A 22,665-nucleotide genomic window follows, 5' to 3' on the forward strand; every position below is an offset into this window, starting at 1 on the left:
CTCCCGAAGCGAAAGCTTGAAAGACACCTTGAAGATGACGAGGTTGATAGGCCAGGAGTAGAAGTTCAGTAATGAATGTAGCGTACTGGTACTAATAAGTCGAGAGCTTGACTTAAAAAAAAGAAATGACTTGGAGCAAAGTAATCTTCTGAGTGGTTTTGAAAGATTAATATCTTTCAAAAAAGAAAAGAGAATATCTGGTGACGATGCCTAAATGGTTCCACCTGTACCCATACCGAACACAGTAGTTAAGCATTTAGAGGCCGAAAGTACTTGCATGGAGACGTGCTGGGAGGATAGGAAGTTGCCAGTTAGAGCCTTTAGGCTCATTATAATGGAATATGGCGGCTATGGTGAAGCGGTCAACACGGCGGATTGTGGCTCCGTTATTGCGTGGGTTCGATCCCCACTAGTCGCCCCATTAAATTAGGGGTATAGCTCAATTGGTAGAGTAGTGGTCTCCAAAACCATTGGTTGTGGGTTCAAGTCCTACTGCCCCTGCCATTATAGCATACAGTATTCCATTAAGTTTTATTAAAATTTTATATCATGGAGCGATACTCAAGAGGCTGAAGAGGACGGTTTGCTAAATCGTTAGGCGGCTTCGCCGTGCGAGAGTTCGAATCTCTCTCGCTCCGCCACTTTAAAAATGTAGAGTCTTTAGATTTTATAATCTAAAGGCTCTTTTTGTTTTTATTGACTTGTGATGATAAACAAGATATGATTAAGTTAGGATATAATTTTGTATCGGTCATAATAAGAAAGGAACTTTATTATGAAAAAAATAGTTAAATACTTTATGATGGTTATTGCCTTATGTATATTTGCTTTAACGGCAAATAGTTTTTCCATGGCTGAAGCTTCAGCATTATATACTCCAGCTAGCTATTGGAATAATGATACAAATTATCCATTAGCATTTTCACAAAACGGTGTAAATAGATATGTTGACTTATCTTCAGCAAAAATTATTGAGCAAGAAGAAAAAGTTGAAGAAAATACCAAAACAGCAGTATTTTCTTATGATGTTGTGATGGTAGATGGAGATAAAACAACAAAATTCACTTATAAAACGATGATAAGATTTATAAATGATGAAATGTATATTGCTAGTGCTAGAGGAAATGGCGATGGTTGGTTCCAATTAAGTAGTCGTTCTTTTGATCAACCACAATATAATGCTACATTGATTTTGGCAGATTATTTTGGGATAAATAAATAAAAAATAATAGTAGAAAAGGCAGTTTATGATTAATTTCATAAACTGCCTTTTTTTAATGGATTTTTATGAACCATTTGAAGAAATGGAAGCTAATAATGTTTGTTTTTTTTCTTCTAGATATAATTCATATTCAACAATTTTACGTTTTTCTTCTATAGTTAATTTGTGATCTGGTTTTGTTAAAACGGGAGAATTGTCAATATTTTTTGAAGTCAATAATCTTAATAAAGAAAGAAAATGTTGACGATCTTTAGCTGGTAAATTGATATATTTTGTAATAAAAGATATATCATCTATATTTAGATTATATTCATTAGCTAGTTTTTCTAAGTTATCAGTTGCTTTTGGATTGGGTTTATTTTTTATATTTAGATTATCATAAATCAATGAATTTATATCAATATCTAAAGCATCTGTGATAGCTATAAGAGTACCAATTTTGGGATCTTTGATAACAGAAGATAAAATCTTATTCAAAGTACTGAGGGGAATACCTGATTTTTGAGCTAAAACTTCATTAGTATAACCTTTTTCTTGTTTTATTTTTTTTATTTTTTCCAATATAGGTTTAAAGGATTCCATAATATATTATTCCTCCATTACAACTACAGATTTAGCAATGACAGGTACTAATGAAGGAAAGAAAATGAGTACTGCTTTGTATCAAAATAGTAATGGTATATCTGCAAGTGCTACTAAAAAAGATGAAAGTGGAGCAACTATTGGCACATCGACTTTAACTTTAGGTGGAGATAATGCAAGCTTAAAAGTAGGCAGCTATGGATTTGCTGTTGATAGTAATAACAATGTATCAATTAATGGTAAAAATGCAACATTATCTGGTAGTACATTTACATTAAAAGATGCAACAAATGGAAAAACTGTAGCGAGCTTAGGTGCTAGTGGATTAAGCATTAATAATGCTGATGGTATTAAAGTTGGTGGTATTAGTAATACTGGATATCTTATGGCTAATGATGGAATGAATGTTACAGATAAGAATTCTAGTTGGGTAACTATTGGAACATCAACAATGCAAAAGGATATAGCAGCTACTACAACTACATCATATGCTGGAATTACTAATAAAATTGATACAACATTAGCTGGTAATAAAACATATACATCTGGTACAGTAGTAGGACCTACAAGTGTAACAACAACTGTACAAGGTAGTAATACAACAGATGCGATTTCTGGTAATAAGAATAAAACAATATCTACAGTAAGTGCTACAGGTGTAACAGATACAGTATACAATGTAAAAGGTGATCAAGTAGCGTCTTCAAATGTAACAACAAATGGCATTGTTAATACAACAACAAATTTAAGTATAGATGGATCTACTAATAATACAATGAGTACTAGTATATATCAAGATAAAAGAGGTATATCTGCAAGTGCTACTAAAAAAGATGAAAATGGAACAGTTGGTACATCAACTTTAACTTTAGCTGGAAATAGTGCAAGCTTAAAAGTAGGCAACTATGGATTTGCTGTTGATAGTAATAATAATGTATCAATTGCTGGTAATAATGCAACATTATCTGGTAGTACATTTACATTAAAAGATGCTAATGGTAAAACAGCAACATTAAATACTAGTGGATTAACATTAAAAGATGAAGATGGTAATACTACTGGTGGTATTAGTACTACAGGTGCTATTACTGGTACAAGCTTAAATATTACAGCTAAAAATACAGCTGGAAATAAAACAACATCTACAGTAGGTGCTACTGGTGTAACAGATGCAGTGTATGGTACTGATGGAGCTAGAGTAGCATATTCAAATGTAGGAACAGGTGGCATTTCTAATACAACATCTTTAAAAACTACTACAGGAAAAATAGATACAGCGATTAATCAGAATACATCTGGAGTAGGTATTAGCTCTACAAAATATGATACTAATAATAATGTTACAGATAAAACATCTTTAACTATGAATGGTTCAGCTAACAATATTACTTCTATTAAATACAATGATAGTAATAAGACTGTAGAAACTACATCTGTTAGTGTAAATGGTGGTACATCATCTATTACTTCTTATGGAAACTATGTTTATGGTGAAGATGGAAAAGCAACATCTTATAATCAAGCTTCTATGAGCTTAAATGGTAATACTGGTACAGCTACAATAAGAGGTGGTAGCAACACAGCTTCTTCAACATTGACTCTTAATGAAGCAGGTGTAGCTTTATCTGGTAAAAATGTAGGCTTAAATGCAAATGGATTAACATTGTATAAAGATGTTGATGGTGTAAAAACTCAATATGCAAGCTTATCTGCTGGTGGTTTAAGTGTAAATGGTACAGGTTATACTACGATTAAATCTACAAATGCAACAACAGGTGCTATAGGACAAAGCCAAGTATCTTATAATGGTGTAACAGATAGCTTTACAAAAGATGGTGTAACAAATTCTGTAACAACAAATGCTAATGGAACAACTTTTTCAAGTACAGGAAATGGTTCTACAACAATAAAAGGTGACACAATAAAAACTATTAATCTTATAGTTAATGGTAAAGATATAGGAGGAGTAGCTACTGATGTAGCAGGTATTGATCGTAATACTGAAAACGAAGATGGATTAGGTTATTATACTCAAATTGAAGGAAAAACAAAAATATATAACACAGGTCGTTTTTCTACAGCTAATGGTAATTTTGTAGTAGATCCATATGGAAGCATAACATCAAAAGCTGGTAATTACCGTTTTAATATGGATAGAACAAATGGTTTTGATTTGGGCTATGCAGCAACAACTAGTTTCACTTTAGATAACACAGGTGTAAGTCTTGGTTTTAGAAATAACAGTTTTATATTAGATAAAAATGGTGCAACATTTATAAATGCTAATGGAGAAAATGTATCTTTTACATCTATTAATGGTGGAACTATTACAACAGGTGAAACTGTAATAAATGGTTCTTCAATCACTACAAAAGATTTATATGTAGATAATATTCATTTGAATGGTGCTATTACAGATGGTAATGGTAATGTTGTAGGTGGAGGAGATTTATCACTTGGTGCAGATGGTACATTAGATCTTAAATATAATGCTAATGGTATTACTAATACTTTTGTTAGTGGTGCAACAGGGGTTCATTCTTCCTTTAGCAATGGTACAACAACAGCTAGCAGCAGTGTAGGATATATTGATGATAAAAATACAATAGGAATTAAAGATCAAGTAGGAAATACTAGTGTTACTACAACTACTGATGGTACAACATTTGCAAATGGTAGTGGTTCTACAACAATTAATGGCGGTAATATTACAACAACTGGTGATGTAACAGTTGGTGGAGATTTATCTGTTGGAGATAACTTTAAAGTTGATGGAACAACTGGTAATGTAACTGGTGGAACATATAATGGAGTACAAATTTCTACAGATAAAGATGGTAATGCTATAATTGGTGGCACAAATATTGGCGATTTAGCAACAAATGAAGAAGTAAATAAAGTAAATGATAAAGTAGATGCAGTTGATAATAAAGTTGGAGATACATCAAAACTTGATAAAGAAATTACAGACAATCAGAATTATAAAGATAATCAAAATCTTGTTGGTGCAGTAAATGCCGAAGCTGATATTCGTCGTAATGAAATTTCTAGAATTGATGGTCAGATTGAACAATTAGATGGTAGAGTAGGTAGTTTGGAAAATCGTATGAGTGATGTAGAAGATCGCATCGATAAAGTAGGTGCTATGTCTGCAGCTATCGCAAACCTTCGTACTATGGGCTTTGACCCAGAAGCTCCAACAGAAATCGCTATTGGTGTAGGTCAGTATAAGAGCGAAACAGGTCTTGCTCTTGGTATATTCCATTATCCAAATCAAGACTTTATGCTCAGTGCAAGCATTTCCACTTCTGGTGATGAAGTAATGGGCGGTATCGGTGCTACATGGAAACTCGGTCGTAAATCTGCTGCTGAAAAAGCAAAAGATGAAGAAGCAAGACGTCTTGAAAAAGCTGAAGAAATGAAAAAATTAGCTCAAGATGCAAAAGTAAAAGCTCAGGCTGAAAGACATGCTAAATTATTAGCAGAAAGAGAAGCTCAAAAAACAGCTTAATTGCTAAATTATAAGTTATAAATCTAGAGGATAAGCGGCAGATATTCTGTCGCTTATCTATTATAAAAAAATAGTGATAGTAAAGGATGTTGTTTAATATGAAAAAAGTTATATTTATAGTAACATTAATTATGATGATGGCTTTTAGTGGATTATGTTTTGCAGCTGATGGTAATGATTTAAATAAAGAACAAAAAATAGCAGAAACTTTTATGGAAGTATTCACTAAAGATCAAATTCCTGCATATGATGTAGTTAGTAAAGATTTTTCAGATACCTTAAAAACAAATGTAAATGAAAAAGCTTACAAAGATTTATCTAAACAAATCAAAGAACAATATGGTAATGTCAAAGAAGTTAAGTTCTATAATTTTCAAAAATTTGACCAAGGCGATAGAGTAACTTATGTAGCAGCATTTGATAAAGAACAAGCTGTAGCTATTATGCTTGCATTTGATAAAGACAAAAAATTAACAGATTATGTATTTACTCCATTACAAGTAGAAGAAGCTTCTAAATAATATAGGTAGTGAATATGGACATTATAAAAGATAATATAGGCATAATAGGAGTTTTTTTTGTAGTTATTATAGGTGTGGGTATATTTTTTTTGAGTAAACCTGCAAAACCAGTAGAAGCACAATCAAATAAAATGATTGGAGAAACAAATATTGGTACTGTATATATAGATACAGATACTATAGAAACAGTAAAAAAAGATGGACATTTTTATTTAATAGTATCTGCTGAAGAACACTACAAAGAAAGTGATTTTTTAACTGAACTTAGAAAAGGTGAAGATTTAAAAGATACTATTTCTTCATTAACATTATATATGTTTACTAATGATGGAAGATATTATTGTATGCCACAAAGATATTTAATTGATTCACAAGGTAAAGTTTGTGGTGATTTAGGTTCTAGTATGCAATTACAAATGATTGATGATGAAATAATTTTTAAGATTTATACAAATGCATTAAAAACTTTAGAAGATAAAAATCGTTTTCGAAAAATGATGGAGAAATAAATGCATTTAAATAAGATATGCCCAGTTTGTCATCAATCTTTTGAAGCTAGAAGAAAAGATCAAGTGTATTGTACCTATTATTGTCGAAAAAAACATCATAAAGAAACATACTATAGTAAAAATAGGATTGTAGAAGATTTTAATGATGAAGATACACATGTTATATTAAGACAATTTAGATGTAAAAAATGTCATGAATTAGTAACAGTTGTAAATAAGCATGATAGGCGAACTATTTTTTGTTCACCTCGTTGTGAAAAGTTATATTGGAAACATCCTAAAAAAATGATAAATAAAAATTAAATATTGTGAAAAAGATAGTAAAAGAGGAAATTAAATTTTTTAATTTCCTCTTTTTTATTTGCTTTTTTTTATTTTTTATGTATAATAATAAAGGTAATAGGTATTACCTTTCAAGAAAGAGGGTTGATTATGGAACAAATTGGGAAAAAAGATTATATTAATGAAAAAATTCCTGTAAGTAAATTAACAATATTAGGATTTCAACATGTATTAGTAATGTATTCAGCGGCAGTAATTGTGCCAATAATTTTAGCTAATGCTTTGCAATTATCTAATTTAGATTTAGCTTTTTTGATTTCGGCAGATTTATTTACTTGTGGTATTGCTACTTTTTTACAATCCTTTGGTATTGGTCGATTTATTGGAATTAAATTACCAGTAGTATTGGGATGTGCAGTAATAACATTAGGTCCTATGATTTCTATCGGTAAAACTGGTGGAATGACAGTTTTATATGGTGCAATTTTATTATCTAGTGTATTAGTTTTTGCGTGTTCATTTTTTATTAATAAGATTATTAAATTCTTTCCACCAATAGTAATAGGGTCTTTAGTAACTATCATTGGTTTTTCATTAGTTCCTTTGGCTTTACAAGATATGGCAGGTGGAATTGGATCAGAAAATTTTGGTGACCCAATAAATTATTTAGTTGCTATTTTTGTATTGATAATTATTTTGTTGATAAATCGTTTTTGCAAAGGTTTTGCAAAATCTATAGCTATTTTAGTAGGCTTAATTTTAGGTACAATATTTGCTAGTTTCTTTGGTATGGTAGATTTATCTCATTTAAATGATGCAGATTGGTTTAAGCTTATTCATCCATTGCATTTTGGTGTTCCAGAATTCACATTCAACAGTGTAGTTGTAATGTCTATCTTTTTAGTTATTAGTGTGGCTGAATCTGTGGGAATTTTTTACATGATTGCTGATATTTGTGAAGTGAAAATAACGCCAAAAGATATAGCAAATGGTATTCGAGCTGAAGGTTGTGCTCAATTTTTAGGCGGATTATTCAATTCTTTCCCATATGTTACTTTTTCTGAAAATGCAGGACTTATGACTGTTACAGGCGTAAGAAATAGATTTGTATTAGTAGCTGCAGCAATTATTTTAGTTATCTTAGGTCTTGTTCCTAAATTTGCGATGCTCACTACATTAATTCCTCATCCAGTATTAGGCGGAGCTATGATATGTCTATTTGGTACAATTGGTGCAAATGGTATTAAAATCTTATCTAGTGTAGATTTTAAAAAGAATGAGAATATTATTATTGTAGCTTGTAGTATTGGTATTGGTTTAGGAACAACTGTTACACCAGGGCTTTTTAATGAAATGCCAGAAATTTTGAAAATGCTTCTAGAAAATGGTATTTTTACAGGCACTGTTACAGCTATTATTTTGAATACTTTATTTAATTATAGTGAAATTTTTAAAACAAAATAAAATATGGATATATCTGGTAGAGATAAATTGACAGCTTGATTTTTTCAGTCATATAATTAAAACAAAATTAGTTAATTAGTAGAGGATTTGTAAATGAAATTTTGTAAAGTAAAAGAACAAGCATTGAGTCAATTAACAAAACAATCTATTTTACAGTATATACAATCAATGGATTTATCTATATCAAACAAGCTCCCTAGAGAAGAATTATTGGCTCAAGAATTAGGTGTTAGTAGAATTACTGTAAGAAGTGCATTAAATGAGCTTGCTAGTGAAGGTATTATTTTTCGTAAACAGGGAAAAGGAACATTCGTTAATCAACAAGCTTTGGGAATGAATGTAGTATTTAATCCTATTGGAGATTTACGTGATGTAATTGCTAATAGTGGTTATGAAGTAAAAACAGAAGTGTTATCTACTAATAGGCGTTTAGCTACAGATGATGAAGCTAAGAAATTACAGTTAGATAATAATGAAGAAGTTTTTATTGTTGAGCGAATGTTTTATGCTAATGAGATGCCAGCTATTTATTGTGTTGATAGAATTCCTGTAAAAATAGTTAAAGAGAATTTTTTGCAAAACTGCTTAGATGTGTCTATATATAAATATTTTAGTGAATTTTTAAAGCGTACAATTATTTGGGACAAAGTAGAATTATCTACAATAACAAATCAGGAATTATCTTCTTTGACTGATTATTTTAAATGTGAACAAATAACAAGCTTTTTAAATTGCGATATTATCAATTTTGATAATAATGATGAACCTGTCTTTTATGCTAATGAATATGTAGATACAAAATTTATTCATTATCAATTAATTAGACAAAAGAAATATTAATTATAAGTAATTTGTGAGGTAAAATTATGGATCATTTATTTTATTTAAGAAAAGCAATTGAAGTATCAAAAAAATCTCGTGAACATGGAAATACTCCATTTGGTGCTATTTTAGTAGACGGTGAAGGCAATATTTTATTAGAACAAGAAAATATTGAAATCACAGAATCTAATTGTAGTGGTCATGCTGAAACTAGCTTAATGATAAAAGCTTCTAAAAAATACAGTAAAGATTTCTTATGGAATTGCACTCTTTATTCTACTGCTGAACCTTGTGCAATGTGTGCAGGTGCTATATATTGGGGCAATGTAGGTAAAGTAGTTTATGGTATTAGTGAAAAACGCCTTTTAGAATTAACTGGTGATGATGAACAAAATCCTACTTTTGATTTACCATGTAGAGAAGTATTCGCTAGAGGTCAAAAAGATATAAAAGTAGAAGGTCCATTCCCAGAAGTGGAAAACGAAGTAGTAGAAGTTCATAAAGATTATTGGAATAAATAATTTGAGATAAATAATAAAATAAGTAATATAGGAAAGCTTGATGAAATCTTAGAAAATATAGATAAGATTTTATCAAGCTTTTTATTTTTAGCTATTAATCATAGAGCATTTTGTAAATAACAAGGTTTATTATGGATAAAATGTATAAAATTTTTATCTTTTTTCTTAAAAATAATGTAAATATGTAAATTTTTTATGGATTTTATGATATAATGGAAAGCGTATTATTTTATAAATTAAGGGTGTGATAATTTGAAAAATCTTAGTATGAGTGCTAAAGTTTTTCTAGGTTTTGGGATAGGGATTATCTTAGGTCTTATTTTTCAAAAAGATATTTTATGGTTACAACCTATTGGAGATTTATTTTTAAAACTCATCAAGATGATTGTTGTTCCTGTTGTATTTTTATCTATTATTAGTGGAATATCTAGTATAGGTGATATTGGAAAATTAAAACGCATAGGAACAAAGGTAGTAGGGTTTTATATTGTAACTACAGTGCTTTCTGCGATTATTGGACTTATTGTGGCACATATAATGAAGCCAGGTGCTGATTTTGCTGTAAGTCAGATTGTAGATACAGGTGAAGTGATAAAACCTGCTGAGCCAATGACTGTTAGCCAGACTATTTTGAGCATGGTTCCTGATAATCCTATAACAGCTTTAGCTACAGGTAATTTAATGCAAATTATCGTATTTGGGGTATTTATTGGTATTGCGATAACTATTTTGGGTGATAGAGTAAAAAATGTTAAAAAAGTTATTGATGAAGCCAATGTTATTATGTTTAAAATCACAGATATGGTAATGCAAGTAACTCCATTTGGGGTAACTGCTTTAGTTGCTTGTAGTGTTGGGGAATATGGTTTATCTATTTTTAATATTTTAGGTAAATTTATTTTAACTCATTACATAGGTGCTTTTTCTGTAGTCTTGTTTATGTATATATTCATCATTAAATATATTGCTAAGATTTCATTAAAAGACTTTTTTACTAAAATTACAGAAATTTGGTTAGTAGCATTTAGTACAACAAGTAGTTCTGGTACTTTACCTGTTAGCTTACGTGTTACTGAAGAAAAATTTAAAGTAAAAGATGAATTAGCATCATTTACTTTGCCTATTGGTGCAACTATCAATATGAATGGGATTGCTGTATATTATGCTGTTACTGTATTATTTGTAGCTCAAGTATATGGTGTAGAACTTTCTTTAATGCAACAAGTTATGTTTATCTTTATGACTACATTGATTTCCATAGGTACTCCTGGTATTCCAAACAGTGGCATTGTATTGACTATAATGTTACTTACAACAATGGGGCTTCCTATTGAAATTATGGGTATGATAGTTGGTATCTTCCGTTTAATAGATATGATTCATACTGCACTCAATGTAACAGGCGATGTAGTAAGTACATTGGCTGTAGCACGTATTGAACATATGTATAAAGAATAATTTTAAAGGTGGATTATTATGAGTGATGAAAATAATAAAATGAAGCGAGGGCTGAAAAATCGCCATATGCAAATGATTGCACTTGGTACTTCTATTGGTACGGGGCTGTTTTATGGTTCTGCACCAACAATTAAATTAGTAGGTCCAGGGATTATTTTATCTTATACTTTAGCTGGTGTTTTCATTTTCTGTATCATGAGAATGGTAGGGGAAATGTCTGTAAGAGAGCCTGTATCTGGTTCATTTGTTTATTTTGCGAATAAATATTTAGGCCCTTTTGCAGGTTATTTAGCAGGTTGGAATTATTGGTTTTTATATTTATTAGTTTGCTTTGCGGAATTATCTGCAATCGCTATTTATGTAAATTATTGGCTTCCTGATGTGCCTCATTGGATAACAGTTTTAGTCTGTATTGTAGTAGTAACAACTGTAAATTTAATCAATGTAAAAACTTTTGGTGAAGCAGAATTTTGGGCATCATTTATTAAAATTTTAGCTATCTGCTGTATGATTGTATTTGGTTTTTATTTGATATTTACAACAATGGGACCATTTCCTGATAATTTCAGTAATTTATGGAATAATGGTGGCTTTTTCCCTAATGGTGCTTGGGGATTTGCACAGTCTTTAGCTGTAGTTATGTTTTCTTTTGGCGGTGTAGAATTAATCGGTATTGCAGCAGGAGAAGCTGAAAACCCAGAAAAAACTTTACCTAGAGCTATAAATGAAGTATTGCTTCGTATCTTAATTTTCTATATTGGTACTATGGTAGTATTGATGACACTTGCTCCATGGGATGAAGTTGGTTTAAATGCTAGCCCATTTGTACAGATTTTCTCTAATATTGGTATTCCAGCAGCAGCTAATATTTTAAACTTCGTAGTAATTGTAGCAGCACTTTCTGTATATAATAGTAGTTTATATAGTACATCTCGTATTTTGCACAATTTAGCACAAAATGGAAATGCACCTAAGATGTTTGCTTCTTTATCTCGTCGTGGTATACCAATGGTAGGTATTTTGGTATCTACAGCAATTTCTTTATTGCTTGTAATTTTGACTTATATTTTACCTGAAAAAGTTTTCATGTATTTATTATCAACTGTAGTTGCAGCACTTGTTATCACATGGGCAACTATAGCTATAACTCATATGAAATTTAGAATGAAATTCATACAGGAAAATCGTTTGGATGAACTTCATTTTAAAGCATTTTTATTCCCGTATATTAATTATTTTTGTTTTATTTTCTTAGCTGCTATTGTAGTGATTATGTTCTTTATGGAAGACATGAGAATATCTTTAGGGGCATTAGTAGTTTGGGTAGCATTTATTTATATAACATATAAATTGAGAGCAAAAGTATAATAAGGTATGAATTAAGATGAAAAGCATTAACTATTGATTTTTGATAGTTAGTGCTTTTTGTCTGTAATTTTTATACATATTATTTTATTATTTGTAGGGATTTTTTATTTGTTTATTGTAGAGTTGATAAGGTAAATGATAATATATTATTTATGTTTTTAGATTTTATTAAAAAAGGTGGATAGATATGGATAATAATGAACACAAAATGAAGAGGGGCTTAAAAAGTCGTCATATGCAAATGATTGCTTTAGGGGCTTCTGTTGGTACAGGTTTATTTTATGGTTCTGCACCAACAATCAAATTAGTAGGGCCTGGTATTATTTTATCTTATTTATTAGCAGGGATTTTTATTTTCTTTGTCATGAGAATGTTGGGTGAAATGTCTGTTAGAGAACCAGTATCTGGTTCTTTCAGTTATTTTGCTGATAAATATTGGCATAGATTTGCAGGTTATTTAGCAGGTTGGAATTATTGGTTTTTATATATGATAGCTGGTATGGCTGAATTATCCGCAACAGCAACATATGTCAATTTCTGGTTACCTGATTTTCCACAATGGCTCACTATTTTAATTTGTATTTTAGTAATTATAACTGTTAATTTAATCAATGTAAGTTTTTATGGTGAATCAGAATATTGGGCATCATTTATTAAAATAACAGCTATTTGCTGTATGATTGTTTTCGGTTTGTATTTAATTTTTACAACAATGGGACCATTCCCTCAAAATTTCAGTAATTTATGGGTAAATGGTGGATTTTTTCCTAACGGTGCTTGGGGCTTTGCGGCTTCTTTAGCAGTAGTTATGTTCTCTTTTGGTGGTGTAGATTTAATTGGGATAACAGCAGGAGAAGCTGAAAATCCAGAAAAAACTTTACCAAAAGCTATAAATCAAATTTTAATTCGTATTTTAATTTTCTATATCGGTACTATGGTAGTATTGATGAGTCTTTCTTCATGGGATCAAGTTGGTTTTCAAGGCAGTCCATTTGTACAGATTTTCTCTAATATTGGTATTTCAGCAGCAGCTAATATTTTAAACTTTGTTGTATTAGTAGCAGCATTATCTGCATATAATGGTATTTTATATGGTACATCTCGTATGCTTTATGGTTTAGCAAAAGAAGGAAATGCACCAAAAATTTTCGCTTCCTTATCTCGTACTGGTATTCCAATGGTAGGGATTTTAGTATCAGCAGTTATTGGTATAATTCTTGTAATAATGACATATTATTTCCCTAAAGAATTATTTATGTATTTATTATCTATTGTAGTAGCTGGCTTAATCATCAGCTGGTTTATTATCACTATTACACATATGAAATTTAGATTGAAATTTACTCGTGAAAATCGTTTAGATGAACTTAAATTTAAATCTTTATTTTATCCCTATACAAATTATTTCTGTATCTTGTTCTTAATTGCAGTAGTAGTGATTATGACACAAATACCAGATATGTTGATTTCTATAATAGTTTTACCTATTTGGGTAATATTTATTTATATGACATATTTATTTAAAAAGAAAGATTGAAGGTGTAAATCATGAATTTAGAAGTAATTCATCATGTGGCAATTATCGTATCTGATTATGCGAAATCTCGTCATTTTTATGTAGATTTATTGGGTTTTGAAGTAATTAGAGAACATCATAGAGAAGATAGAAATGATTATAAGCTAGATTTAAAATTAGGTAGTTGTGAATTGGAGATTTTTGGTAAAGCAGATGCACCAAAACGTGTAAATAATCCGGAAGCTTGTGGACTTAGACATTTAGCTTTTAAAGTGGAATGTATAGAAAAGACTGTAGCAGAATTAGAAAAATTGGGCATTGAATGTGAACCAATTAGATGGGACGATTTTACGCAGAAAAAAATGACATTTTTTAAAGACCCTGATGGACTGCCATTGGAATTACATGAATAGAATATAATAAAAAGAGATTTATGAATTTGTTTATATAGAGCAAAGGTAATAAATCTCTTTTTATTTTAATAATCTTTTAATTTATTTCTAATAGATTTCTTATTGAATATGTTCATTAAAAATGATAATATAAGGTTAATGAATATATTCAATGGAGGTTGAATTTACAATGAAAAAAATCAGAGTTTTATTAATGATGGTACTTTGTTTGGCATTTGCTTCAACTGCAGCATTTGCTTCAAGTGCAGTAGACCAAGTAAGAAGTTTACATGGTCATATAATTGAAATTAGTGGTAATATGGTTACAATTGAAGGGGAAAATCCTCAAGATGTAGTTGCAGTACATTTAAATTGGGATACTGAAATTGTAAATGGCAGAAATGGTAATGATGTTGATTTTAATCGTTTAGAAGTAGGCGATGAACTTACTGCTTATTATAGTGCTAGTGCTACACGTAGCTTACCACCACAAAGCAGAGCTTATGCTTTAGTAATGGGTAATGGTGAACATGATGCTATTTATATGCAAGTTGCTGAAGTAAACAAAGTAAAAAATGGCGTAGAAGTATTAAATAGTAATGAAGATACATTAGTAACTATTCCTACAAAAGTAGAAGACGATGCTAATGAATTAAGAGCAGGCGATAGAATTTTAGTTTGGTATGATTTTGTAGCTATGAGTATGCCTGGTAAAGCTACTGCAACTAAAGCTGAAATTTTAGATTAATAAACACAATAGTTAAACTCAAAAAAATAATATGAAAAGATTGCACCCCAAAAGTTAAAGTAAATGCTTTTGGGGTGTTTCTATAGATAGAGGTTTTTATTTTAATTTAGATATTTTTTTAGTATAATAAAGCAATATAAGCTTTTTTTAGTGACTACAATTAAATAAAAGTAGGAAAATTTAAATATAAAAAGGATTGATTATATTGCAAAAAAATTTAGTAGATATTTTTAGTCTTAATATACTAAAAATCATAAAAACTTTTGTATTTTTTTGGTTGTTATTGTGTATATACCGAATAATTTTTATCGGGGGAATGCATGAGTATATTGCCGTAGATAGTGATTTTAGTTTGATTTTTACTGCTATTTATAGTGGAGCGAAATTAAGCTTACAGACGGCGGGGGTTCTTACTTTATGTATGCTTATAAGCTTGGTAGCAGAGGGTTTTTCTAAGCGTTTAAGATGGTTTAGACAGGTTTGTTCTTTTTGTGTATTATTTATTACTACATTGTTATTTATTGCAAGATTTCCCTTTTATCAACAATTCCATAGTGGTTTTAATCAAATGATATTTACAGCAATGCATGAAGATGTTTATGCATTATTTATTTCATTAATTGAAGAATTTCATTTGCCATTAAAGTTATGTATAGTAGTTTTATTGGTTTGTGTATTAAATTATATATTTAATAAATTTATTGATAAAAAATGGGGATTTTTTAAATGGTCTAAACTAAAAAGTAAGTATAGACTTATAATTTTATTGATTGGTGTATATTTATTGGCTACGTTATCTTTATATGGCGGTGGCTGGAGCTGGAAATCTGGTGTGAATTGGGAAAATGCAGGAATTACAAATGATACATTTTTAAATGAGTCTATTTTAGATGATTATCAATCTATTTATCGAGCATATGCAAATCAAATGCGTATGGAAGCTTGTAATGGACTTAGTTTTTCAGCGCAAAATGTGAGAGATTTAGCAAAATCTTTAACAAATAAAGATGGCGGAAATGATTTAAGTATATATCTAGCTAAAGAAGCAACAGGGGCTAAGATAGAAAAACCAAAACATATTTTTGTGATTGTATCAGAAAGCTATGCGAACTGGCCATTATTAGATAAATATAGCAATTTGCATATTGCTGATAATATGAAAAAAATAATCGCTGAAGATGATACGATTTATACTTCGCATATGTTGCCTAGTGGCTCAAGTACAGTAGGTGCTTTAATGACTATGGTTACAGGCATGGCAAATTCTAATTTATATTTGACAACTATGCCAGAAGCATTAGCAAATCCTTATATCACGGCAACAGCACCACAGATGAAAAATTTAGGCTATGAAACAAGTTTTTGGTATGCTGGACCAGCGACTTGGGAAAATATTCAAGAATTTACATTAGCACAAGGATTTGATAATTTTTATAGTAGAGGCAATATTGACCCTAATGCTACAGGTAGCGTATGGGGTGCTGATGATGAATACTTATATGATGCTATTTTTAAACAGATTGATGATAATAAAATGACTTTTTCAGTGATTTTAAATACATCAAATCATTCACCATTTAATATTGACTTGGAAAAAGTGGGCTTTGATGCTAGTAAGGTAGTCGAAGGCTTGCCAGATAAAGAAAAAAATAATCAAGAATTAATCAAAGAACTTGGTCATTTTTGGTATGCAGATAAGATGGCAAGTGATTTCATTAATAAAGTCAAAGCAAAATATCCAGATAGTTTATTTATTTTCGTAGGCGACCATGCTGATAGATATAATATCGATAAAGTACCTACAATGTATGAACGCTATAGCGTGCCACTTATCATCACAGGAAAAGGCATACAAAAAGATTTATTGCCAGAAGATATGGCAGGAAGTCAAATAGATATTATGCCAACAGTGATAGATTTAATAGCTCCAGAAGGTTTTACTTATTATAGTGTGGGGAAATCTTTGAGTGAAAATAAATTAGGTCAAAGTTATGCTTTTTGGATAACTGCTGATGCTATCGGTAATACTGATGATTTAGTAGAAAAACCACAATATTTTAATCGTGAAGCCTTGCCAGATAGAACTGTTTTAGAAAATTATATCAATGGTGTAAGAGCTATTTCTTGGTGGCTTGGCAAATATGGTACAATTATAGATGAAGCCTTGTTGCAGTAAAATAAGAATAAGGTATAATTATATAGAAAAATAAAAAAGATAGGGTGAATAATTTTGAGTAATTTAGAAGTTGGTATTGTAGGATTGCCAAATGTGGGTAAATCTACTTTATTTAATGCTATTACAAAAGCAGGTGCAGAAGCAGCAAACTATCCATTTTGCACAATTGAACCAAATGTAGGTGTTGTAGATGTTCCTGATGAAAGATTAAAAGTTCTTCATGAAATGTACAATTCTAAAAAAACTACTCCTGCAAGCGTAAGCTTTGTTGATATTGCAGGTTTAGTAAAAGGCGCTTCTCGTGGTGAAGGTTTAGGAAATAAATTCTTATCCCATATTCGTCAAGTAGATGCAGTAGCTCATGTTGTACGTTGTTTTGCTAGTGGTGATATTACTCATGTTGAAGGTAGTGTAGACCCAATTCGTGATATTGAAATCATCAACACTGAACTTTGTTTAGCAGACCTTGATTCTGTAGAAAAACGTTTAGATAGAGTTTCTCGTACAGCTAAAAGCGGTAATAAAGAAGCTCGTGCTGAAGAAGCTGTTTTGGAAAAAGTAAAAAAAGTAGTAGAAGAAGCTATTCCAGCACGTCAGGCAGAACTCAGTGAAGATGAATTAGAACTCATCAAAGATTTGAATTTATTGACTTTAAAACCTACATTATATGTAGCAAATGTAAGTGAAGATGAAGCAGCTACTGCTGAAAATGATAATGAATATGTAGCAAAAGTAAAAGAATATGCTCAAAAAGAAAATGCAGGCGTTGTAGTAATTTCCGCTAAAGTAGAATCTGAAATTGCAGAACTCGATGAAGAAGAAGCAAATGAATTTTTATCTGATTTAGGACTTGATGAATCTGGTCTTAATAAATTAATCAAAGCAGCTTTTAAATTATTAGGTCTTATGACTTTCTTGACAGCTGGTGAAGATGAATGTCGTGCATGGACTATTAAAGTGGGTACAAAAGCTCCACAGGCTGCCGGTAAAATTCACTCTGATATAGAACGTGGCTTCATTCGTGCAGAAATCGTATCTTATGATGATTTAGTAGCTTCTGGAAGTGTAGCAGCAGCTCGTGAAAAAGGTCAAGTGCGTGTAGAAGGTAAAGATTATATCATGCAAGATGGCGATGTTACACATTTCCGTTTCAATGTTTAATGCATAAATAAATATAGGGAAAATTCTTCCCTATATTTTATCTGGAAAATTTTAATAAAATTTTAATAATTTAATTAATTTAAAGCAAAAGGAGTGTTATTTATGCGTAAATTTACTTTGGTTAGTATGATAATGGCTCTATGTATATTGTTTTCTTGTAGTTTAGTGCAAGCTCAAGAAATGAGAACTATTGCAGTAGATGGTAGCTCTACAATAAAAGTAGCACCGAATAAAGCAACTGTAAGTATTAGTATTACTAACAGTGCTAAAAATTCTAAAGAGGCAGCAAATAAAAATGCTGCAGTAATGAATAAGATTCAAAGTGCATTATTGGGATTAACAATAACAGAAGAAAATATCCAAACAACTAACTATAGTTTATATCCTATATATGATGCGAAAAGTAATAGTAGGGAAATTACTGGCTATAGTGTAACTAATGAAATAAGTGTAAATATCGATAATATCGCACTTGTTGGTATAGTTATTGATACAGCTATAAATTCTGGTGCAAGTAATGTTGATTCTATAGAATTTGGGTTAAAAGATAGTCAGCAATATAAAGAAAAAGCCTTACGAGAAGCTATTTTAGATGCAAAACGTAAAGCTGAAGTAGTAGCATCTACATTGGGTAAAAATATTGTAAATGTAGTAAGTGTAAATACTAATAATACGTATATTGAAACAAGAAATATGAATAATGCTATGTATATGAAATCAAGTGCTGATATGTCAGCAAGTTCTCCAGTACAAGAAGGAGAAATAAATGTAAGGTCTAATGTATCAGTAGTTTTTGAAATGAATTGATAATTATTTTGATGGATTAAATTAAAAACGACTTTAGTAATCTAAAGTCGTTTTTTTATACATAATATTATAATTTTTCGTCAGCATATTTAATTAAAATATGAGCAGATTTACGATTTGTAGCAAGTGGAATATTGTGAACGTCACAAATACGAAGAAGGGCATTGATATCTGGTTCATGTGGCTGAGCGTTTAGTGGGTCACGCATAAAAATAACGTAATCAACTTTTTCTGTAGCAACCATAGCACCGATTTGTTGGTCGCCACCTAATGGGCCAGACATCATAGTTTCAACGTTAAGATTATACTTTTCATTGATTAATGTACCAGTTGTACGAGTTGCTACTAGATGGAAATGTTTAAGAGTTTCAAGATGATTACCAACAAACTCGAGCATTTCTTCTTTTTTTTGGTCATGGGCAATTAATGCGATAGTTTTCATAAATTTAACACCTACTTAATAATATAATTCCTTTTCATTTGTTATGGAACAAAGAAAAGGAATATAGGAGAAATAATAAAACATAAAAGGATTTCCATATATTAATCTTCTTTGTATCGACATAAACATCTAAAGGATATTATAAGTATAAACTATTTGACTTTTTTGGTAAAGAAAAATTCAGGTAAAATAATTCCAAGATAAGGTATTAATAAATTTGATAGCTTGTTATATAATATTACTTTAAAGTGTTGATAGAGCATATTTATTGCGGTATAATTATAAAAAATGAATTATATTCATATTTTGAAGAGGTGTGGGTGTGTATCCTATTAATTTAATTTTGGATAATAAGCCTTGTGTAGTCTTAGGTGGCGGACATGTGGCACTAAGAAAAGTAAAAGGTTTATTAGAGGCAAAGGCAAAAGTTACAGTTATCTCTCCTCAAATAGTGGAAGGTTTGGCTAAATTAGTGGAAACAAAAGCTATAATTTGGCAAAAAAAATGCTATGAACAAGGAGATTTAACTGATTTTATTTTGGCTATTTGCGCTATAGGCAATGAAGAAGTAAATGCACAAGTTCGAAAAGAAGCAAATCAAAAAAAAGTGATATTAAATGTAGTTGATAGATTAGAATTTTGTGATTTTGCTTTGCCTGCAAAAATTAGAAGAGGTGATTTATTAGTAACTTTTTCAACTAATGGAAAATCACCAGCATTATCTAGATATTTGCGTTGTAAAATGGAACGAGAATTTGACGAAACATATGCAAATTGGTTAGATAAATTAGTGCAATTAAGAAAAGAAGCTATTGAAAAATTGCCAACAAGTGATGACCGTGAAATCTTTTGGCGTAGTGCGTTAAGTGATGATGTGATGGAACTTGTAAGGGCTAAAAAATATGATGAAGCGGAGGCGAGCATAAGAGATGCAATTAGTGGTTTTAGGGCTTAATCATAAAACTGTATCTGTAGAAGTACGTGAAAGATTTGCCATTTCTGTTGACAATATTAATAAAGGATTACGTCATTTAGATAATTATAATGGAATTAGTGAAGTTGTAATTTTATCTACTTGCAATCGCACAGAAATCTATGCTGTTGTAGATGATGCAAACGAAAATATGCAAGATGTAAAAGAGTTTTTCTTCACGCTTGCAGGAAGTGATGATGCGAAAGATGAGTATTTTTATTATCATGTAGATAAAGATTGTATACGTCATTTATTTGCAGTAGCTTCTAGCTTGGATTCACTTATCATTGGTGAAGGTCAGATTTTAAGTCAGGTAAAAAAAGCTTATTCAATGGCAAGAGAAGCTCAAGCGACAAGTACAATTTTAAATACTTTATTTCATCGTGCGATTACTACTGGAAAAAGAGTACGTACAGAAACTAGAATTGCTTATAATGCAGTATCTGTTAGTTATGCCGCTGTACAGTTAGCTTTAAAGATTTTCGGCAGTCTAGAACATAGCAATACGCTTATCTATGGTGCAGGTCAAATGGCAGAACTCACTGCTCGTAATTTAATGGGCAAGGGCGCTAAGAAAATTTATGTAGCTAATAGACATTTTGATAAAGCACAGGAATTAGCTAGTCAATTTGGCGGTGAAGCAGTAGGTTTCCGTGATGCTTTGCGCAAAGCAAATGATGTAGATATTGTAGTAACTTCCACAGGAGCACCTCATTATGTAGTAAAACCTTGGGAAACACAATTATTCATGTCTAAGCGTAAAGGTAGACCGCTTGTCATCATTGATATAGCAGTGCCTCGTGATGTTGACCCAGATGTAGCAGAGATAAAAGGCGTAGAATTATATAATATTGATGATTTAGAAGCTGTAGTTGAAGATAATATCAAAGAACGTGAATATGAAGCATATCAAGCTCAAAAAATTATTGATGAAGAAGTAAATTCAATTTTAGAGCGTTTTCAATATTTATCTTGTCAGCCAGTAATGGCTCGTTTATCAACGAAAGCTGAGCGCATTCGTCGTCGCGAAGTGAAACGAGCAATGACAAAACTTGGCGATTTAACTGAAAGTCAGGTTAGAGAAATTGAACATATGTCACATATGATTGTTCGTAAATTATTGCGTGAGCCAATGATTAAGTTAAACAGTTTTGCAGGAACACAACAAGAAGATTATTATGTGAATGCTGTAACTAAGTTATTTAAAATAGATGTATTAAAAGAGAGGGAATAATAGTGCGTAAAAAGATTGTTATTGGTACACGTAGCAGTAAATTAGCATTATGGCAGGCAGAATATGTGGCAGATCGTCTACGTAAACAATATGAAGGTTTGGAAGTTGAATTGATGCATATTGTTACTAAAGGCGATAAAATTCTTGATGTGCCACTTGCTAAAATCGGTGGCAAAGGATTATTTACAAAAGAACTTGAAGTAGCAATGTTAGAAAAACGTGTAGATTTAGCAGTACATAGTTTAAAAGATATGCCTACTGTATTACCAACAGGATTATCTTTGACCACTATAACTAAGCGTTTAGATTGTGGAGATGCACTAGTTAGTCCAAAATATAAAACTTTAGAAAATTTACCACAAGGGGCTAAGGTAGGAACTTCTAGTCTTCGTCGCAAGGCTCAATTATTAAAAGCACGACCAGATTTAGATATTCATAGTCTTCGTGGAAATGTAAACACAAGACTTCGTAAATTAGAAGAAGAAAATTTTGATGCTATTGTTTTAGCAGTAGCAGGGCTTAAAAGATTAGGCTTTGGTGATAAAATAACACAGATTATTCCTCGTGAAATTTGTCTTCCAGCTGTAGGTCAAGGTGCTTTGGCTATAGAAACTAGAGAAGATGATGAAGAAATAAAACAAATGCTTGAATTTTTGCATGATGATAAAACAGCAGATGCGACAAAAGCAGAACGTAGTTTTTTAGCTCGTGTTGAAGGCGGTTGCCAAGTGCCAGTGGGTGTTTATGCTCAAGTTGAAGATGATGATAGATTATCAGTAGAAGCAGTAATTGGTTCTATTGATGGCAAATGTATAATTCGTGATAAAGTCATAGGTTCAAGAAATGAAGCACAAGTTTTAGGAAAAATTTTGGCAGAAAAACTTTTAGCTAATGGTGGACTTGAGATTATGCAAAGCTTGGGTTTATGCTGTTTAGACAAAGCATAAATAAGTAAT

21 protein-coding genes, 3 tRNA genes and 2 rRNA genes are annotated in these 22,665 nt (G+C 30.9%); 24 read left to right on the forward strand and 2 right to left on the reverse strand.

Translation table 11 applies throughout. The features are described from left to right. The 6 genes from BMX03_RS08070 to BMX03_RS08095 all read left to right on the forward strand — a co-directional run. Positions 1–115: ribosomal RNA gene (locus BMX03_RS08070) — 23S ribosomal RNA — on the forward strand; the annotation flags it as partial. 81 nt (positions 116–196) lie between these two features. Further along, positions 197–313: ribosomal RNA gene (gene rrf, locus BMX03_RS08075) — 5S ribosomal RNA — on the forward strand. Positions 314–344: 31 nt separating this feature from the next. Next, a tRNA-His gene (locus BMX03_RS08080) sits at positions 345–421 on the forward strand. Positions 422–428: 7 nt separating this feature from the next. Continuing rightward, positions 429–504: transfer RNA gene (locus tag BMX03_RS08085), tRNA-Trp, on the forward strand. Positions 505–551: 47 nt separating this feature from the next. Further along, positions 552–641 (forward strand) — tRNA-Ser (locus BMX03_RS08090). Positions 642–775: 134 nt separating this feature from the next. Continuing rightward, the gene (locus BMX03_RS08095) at positions 776–1,222 is read left to right on the forward strand and encodes a hypothetical protein (protein WP_022227694.1); all 447 of its coding nucleotides are present in this window, start codon (positions 776–778) and stop codon (positions 1,220–1,222) included. Between the two features lie 63 nt (positions 1,223–1,285). Here BMX03_RS08095 and BMX03_RS08100 read toward each other — a convergent pair whose 3' ends face one another. Continuing rightward, positions 1,286–1,804, reverse strand: coding sequence for a helix-turn-helix domain-containing protein (locus tag BMX03_RS08100; RefSeq protein WP_022227695.1), 519 nt, complete (start codon positions 1,802–1,804; stop codon positions 1,286–1,288). A 37-nt stretch (positions 1,805–1,841) separates the two neighbouring features. On the opposite strand from BMX03_RS08100, the gene BMX03_RS08105 reads away from it, so the two are divergent. The 15 genes from BMX03_RS08105 (at position 1,842) to BMX03_RS08175 (ending at position 19,060) form a co-directional block, all read left to right on the forward strand. Then, the gene (locus tag BMX03_RS08105; RefSeq protein ID WP_091694772.1) at positions 1,842–5,315 is read left to right on the forward strand and encodes a YadA-like family protein; all 3,474 of its coding nucleotides are present in this window, start codon (positions 1,842–1,844) and stop codon (positions 5,313–5,315) included. Between the two features lie 98 nt (positions 5,316–5,413). Then, the gene (locus tag BMX03_RS08110) at positions 5,414–5,836 is read left to right on the forward strand and encodes a DUF3887 domain-containing protein (protein ID WP_091694774.1); all 423 of its coding nucleotides are present in this window, start codon (positions 5,414–5,416) and stop codon (positions 5,834–5,836) included. 89 nt (positions 5,837–5,925) lie between these two features. Further along, complete coding sequence (locus BMX03_RS08115; protein WP_255361452.1) at positions 5,926–6,345, forward strand: hypothetical protein; 420 nt, start codon at positions 5,926–5,928, stop codon at positions 6,343–6,345. A gap of 63 nt (positions 6,346–6,408) precedes the next feature. Then, entirely contained in the window at positions 6,409–6,648 is a 240-nt protein-coding gene (locus BMX03_RS11285) for a hypothetical protein (RefSeq protein ID WP_255361453.1), read from the forward strand. Between the two features lie 129 nt (positions 6,649–6,777). Next, on the forward strand, positions 6,778–8,091 hold the full coding sequence (locus tag BMX03_RS08125) for a nucleobase:cation symporter-2 family protein (protein WP_075554764.1): 1,314 nt from the start codon (positions 6,778–6,780) through the stop codon (positions 8,089–8,091). Positions 8,092–8,184: 93 nt separating this feature from the next. After that, a complete protein-coding gene (locus tag BMX03_RS08130) occupies positions 8,185–8,931 on the forward strand; it encodes a GntR family transcriptional regulator (protein WP_022227698.1) in 747 nt (248 codons plus the stop codon). A gap of 26 nt (positions 8,932–8,957) precedes the next feature. After that, positions 8,958–9,434 carry a nucleoside deaminase gene (locus tag BMX03_RS08135; RefSeq protein WP_015562169.1) on the forward strand — a complete coding sequence of 159 codons (477 nt, stop codon included), beginning with the start codon at positions 8,958–8,960 and terminating at the stop codon, positions 9,432–9,434. Positions 9,435–9,686: 252 nt separating this feature from the next. Next, on the forward strand, positions 9,687–10,892 hold the full coding sequence (locus tag BMX03_RS08140; protein WP_091694779.1) for a dicarboxylate/amino acid:cation symporter: 1,206 nt from the start codon (positions 9,687–9,689) through the stop codon (positions 10,890–10,892). 18 nt (positions 10,893–10,910) lie between these two features. Beyond that, positions 10,911–12,260: an amino acid permease gene (locus BMX03_RS08145; RefSeq protein WP_015562167.1), complete on the forward strand. Its 1,350-nt coding sequence runs from the start codon at positions 10,911–10,913 to the stop codon at positions 12,258–12,260. A gap of 187 nt (positions 12,261–12,447) precedes the next feature. Beyond that, positions 12,448–13,797 carry an amino acid permease gene (locus BMX03_RS08150; RefSeq protein WP_091694782.1) on the forward strand — a complete coding sequence of 450 codons (1,350 nt, stop codon included), beginning with the start codon at positions 12,448–12,450 and terminating at the stop codon, positions 13,795–13,797. An 11-nt stretch (positions 13,798–13,808) separates the two neighbouring features. After that, on the forward strand, positions 13,809–14,189 hold the full coding sequence (locus BMX03_RS08155; RefSeq protein ID WP_008539828.1) for an SMU1112c/YaeR family gloxylase I-like metalloprotein: 381 nt from the start codon (positions 13,809–13,811) through the stop codon (positions 14,187–14,189). A 169-nt stretch (positions 14,190–14,358) separates the two neighbouring features. Continuing rightward, positions 14,359–14,916, forward strand: a complete 558-nt coding sequence (locus BMX03_RS08160) for a DUF3221 domain-containing protein (protein ID WP_022227701.1) — start codon at positions 14,359–14,361, stop codon at positions 14,914–14,916. 316 nt (positions 14,917–15,232) lie between these two features. Continuing rightward, positions 15,233–17,092, forward strand: coding sequence for an LTA synthase family protein (locus BMX03_RS08165; RefSeq protein ID WP_255361454.1), 1,860 nt, complete (start codon positions 15,233–15,235; stop codon positions 17,090–17,092). 54 nt (positions 17,093–17,146) lie between these two features. Continuing rightward, complete coding sequence (gene ychF, locus BMX03_RS08170; protein ID WP_018999706.1) at positions 17,147–18,253, forward strand: redox-regulated ATPase YchF; 1,107 nt, start codon at positions 17,147–17,149, stop codon at positions 18,251–18,253. Between the two features lie 102 nt (positions 18,254–18,355). Next, the gene (locus BMX03_RS08175) at positions 18,356–19,060 is read left to right on the forward strand and encodes an SIMPL domain-containing protein (protein WP_075554762.1); all 705 of its coding nucleotides are present in this window, start codon (positions 18,356–18,358) and stop codon (positions 19,058–19,060) included. A 67-nt stretch (positions 19,061–19,127) separates the two neighbouring features. Here the strand turns inward: BMX03_RS08175 and BMX03_RS08180 are convergent, their stop codons facing one another. Beyond that, positions 19,128–19,502: a methylglyoxal synthase gene (locus BMX03_RS08180; RefSeq protein WP_075554761.1), complete on the reverse strand. Its 375-nt coding sequence runs from the start codon at positions 19,500–19,502 to the stop codon at positions 19,128–19,130. Between the two features lie 322 nt (positions 19,503–19,824). Here BMX03_RS08180 and BMX03_RS08185 point away from each other — a divergent pair, with 322 nt between their 5' ends. From BMX03_RS08185 to hemC, 3 genes are read left to right on the forward strand one after another with little or no spacing between them, the layout of a single operon-like run. Further along, positions 19,825–20,457, forward strand: coding sequence for a precorrin-2 dehydrogenase/sirohydrochlorin ferrochelatase family protein (locus tag BMX03_RS08185; RefSeq protein WP_008539838.1), 633 nt, complete (start codon positions 19,825–19,827; stop codon positions 20,455–20,457). After that, a complete protein-coding gene (hemA, locus tag BMX03_RS08190; RefSeq protein WP_015562159.1) occupies positions 20,432–21,709 on the forward strand; it encodes a glutamyl-tRNA reductase in 1,278 nt (425 codons plus the stop codon). The genes BMX03_RS08185 and hemA overlap by 26 nt, the downstream gene beginning before the upstream one ends. Next, positions 21,709–22,656 (forward strand): hydroxymethylbilane synthase, encoded by a 948-nt coding sequence (hemC, locus tag BMX03_RS08195; protein WP_177159374.1) that lies wholly within the window; start codon positions 21,709–21,711, stop codon positions 22,654–22,656. Before hemA ends, hemC begins: the two co-directional genes overlap by 1 nt. The last annotated feature ends 9 nt before the right edge of the window (positions 22,657–22,665 follow it).

The sequence above is a fragment of the Megamonas sp. Calf98-2 genome (assembly GCF_900110235.1).
In the GTDB taxonomy this organism is placed as follows: domain Bacteria; phylum Bacillota; class Negativicutes; order Selenomonadales; family Selenomonadaceae; genus Megamonas; species Megamonas funiformis.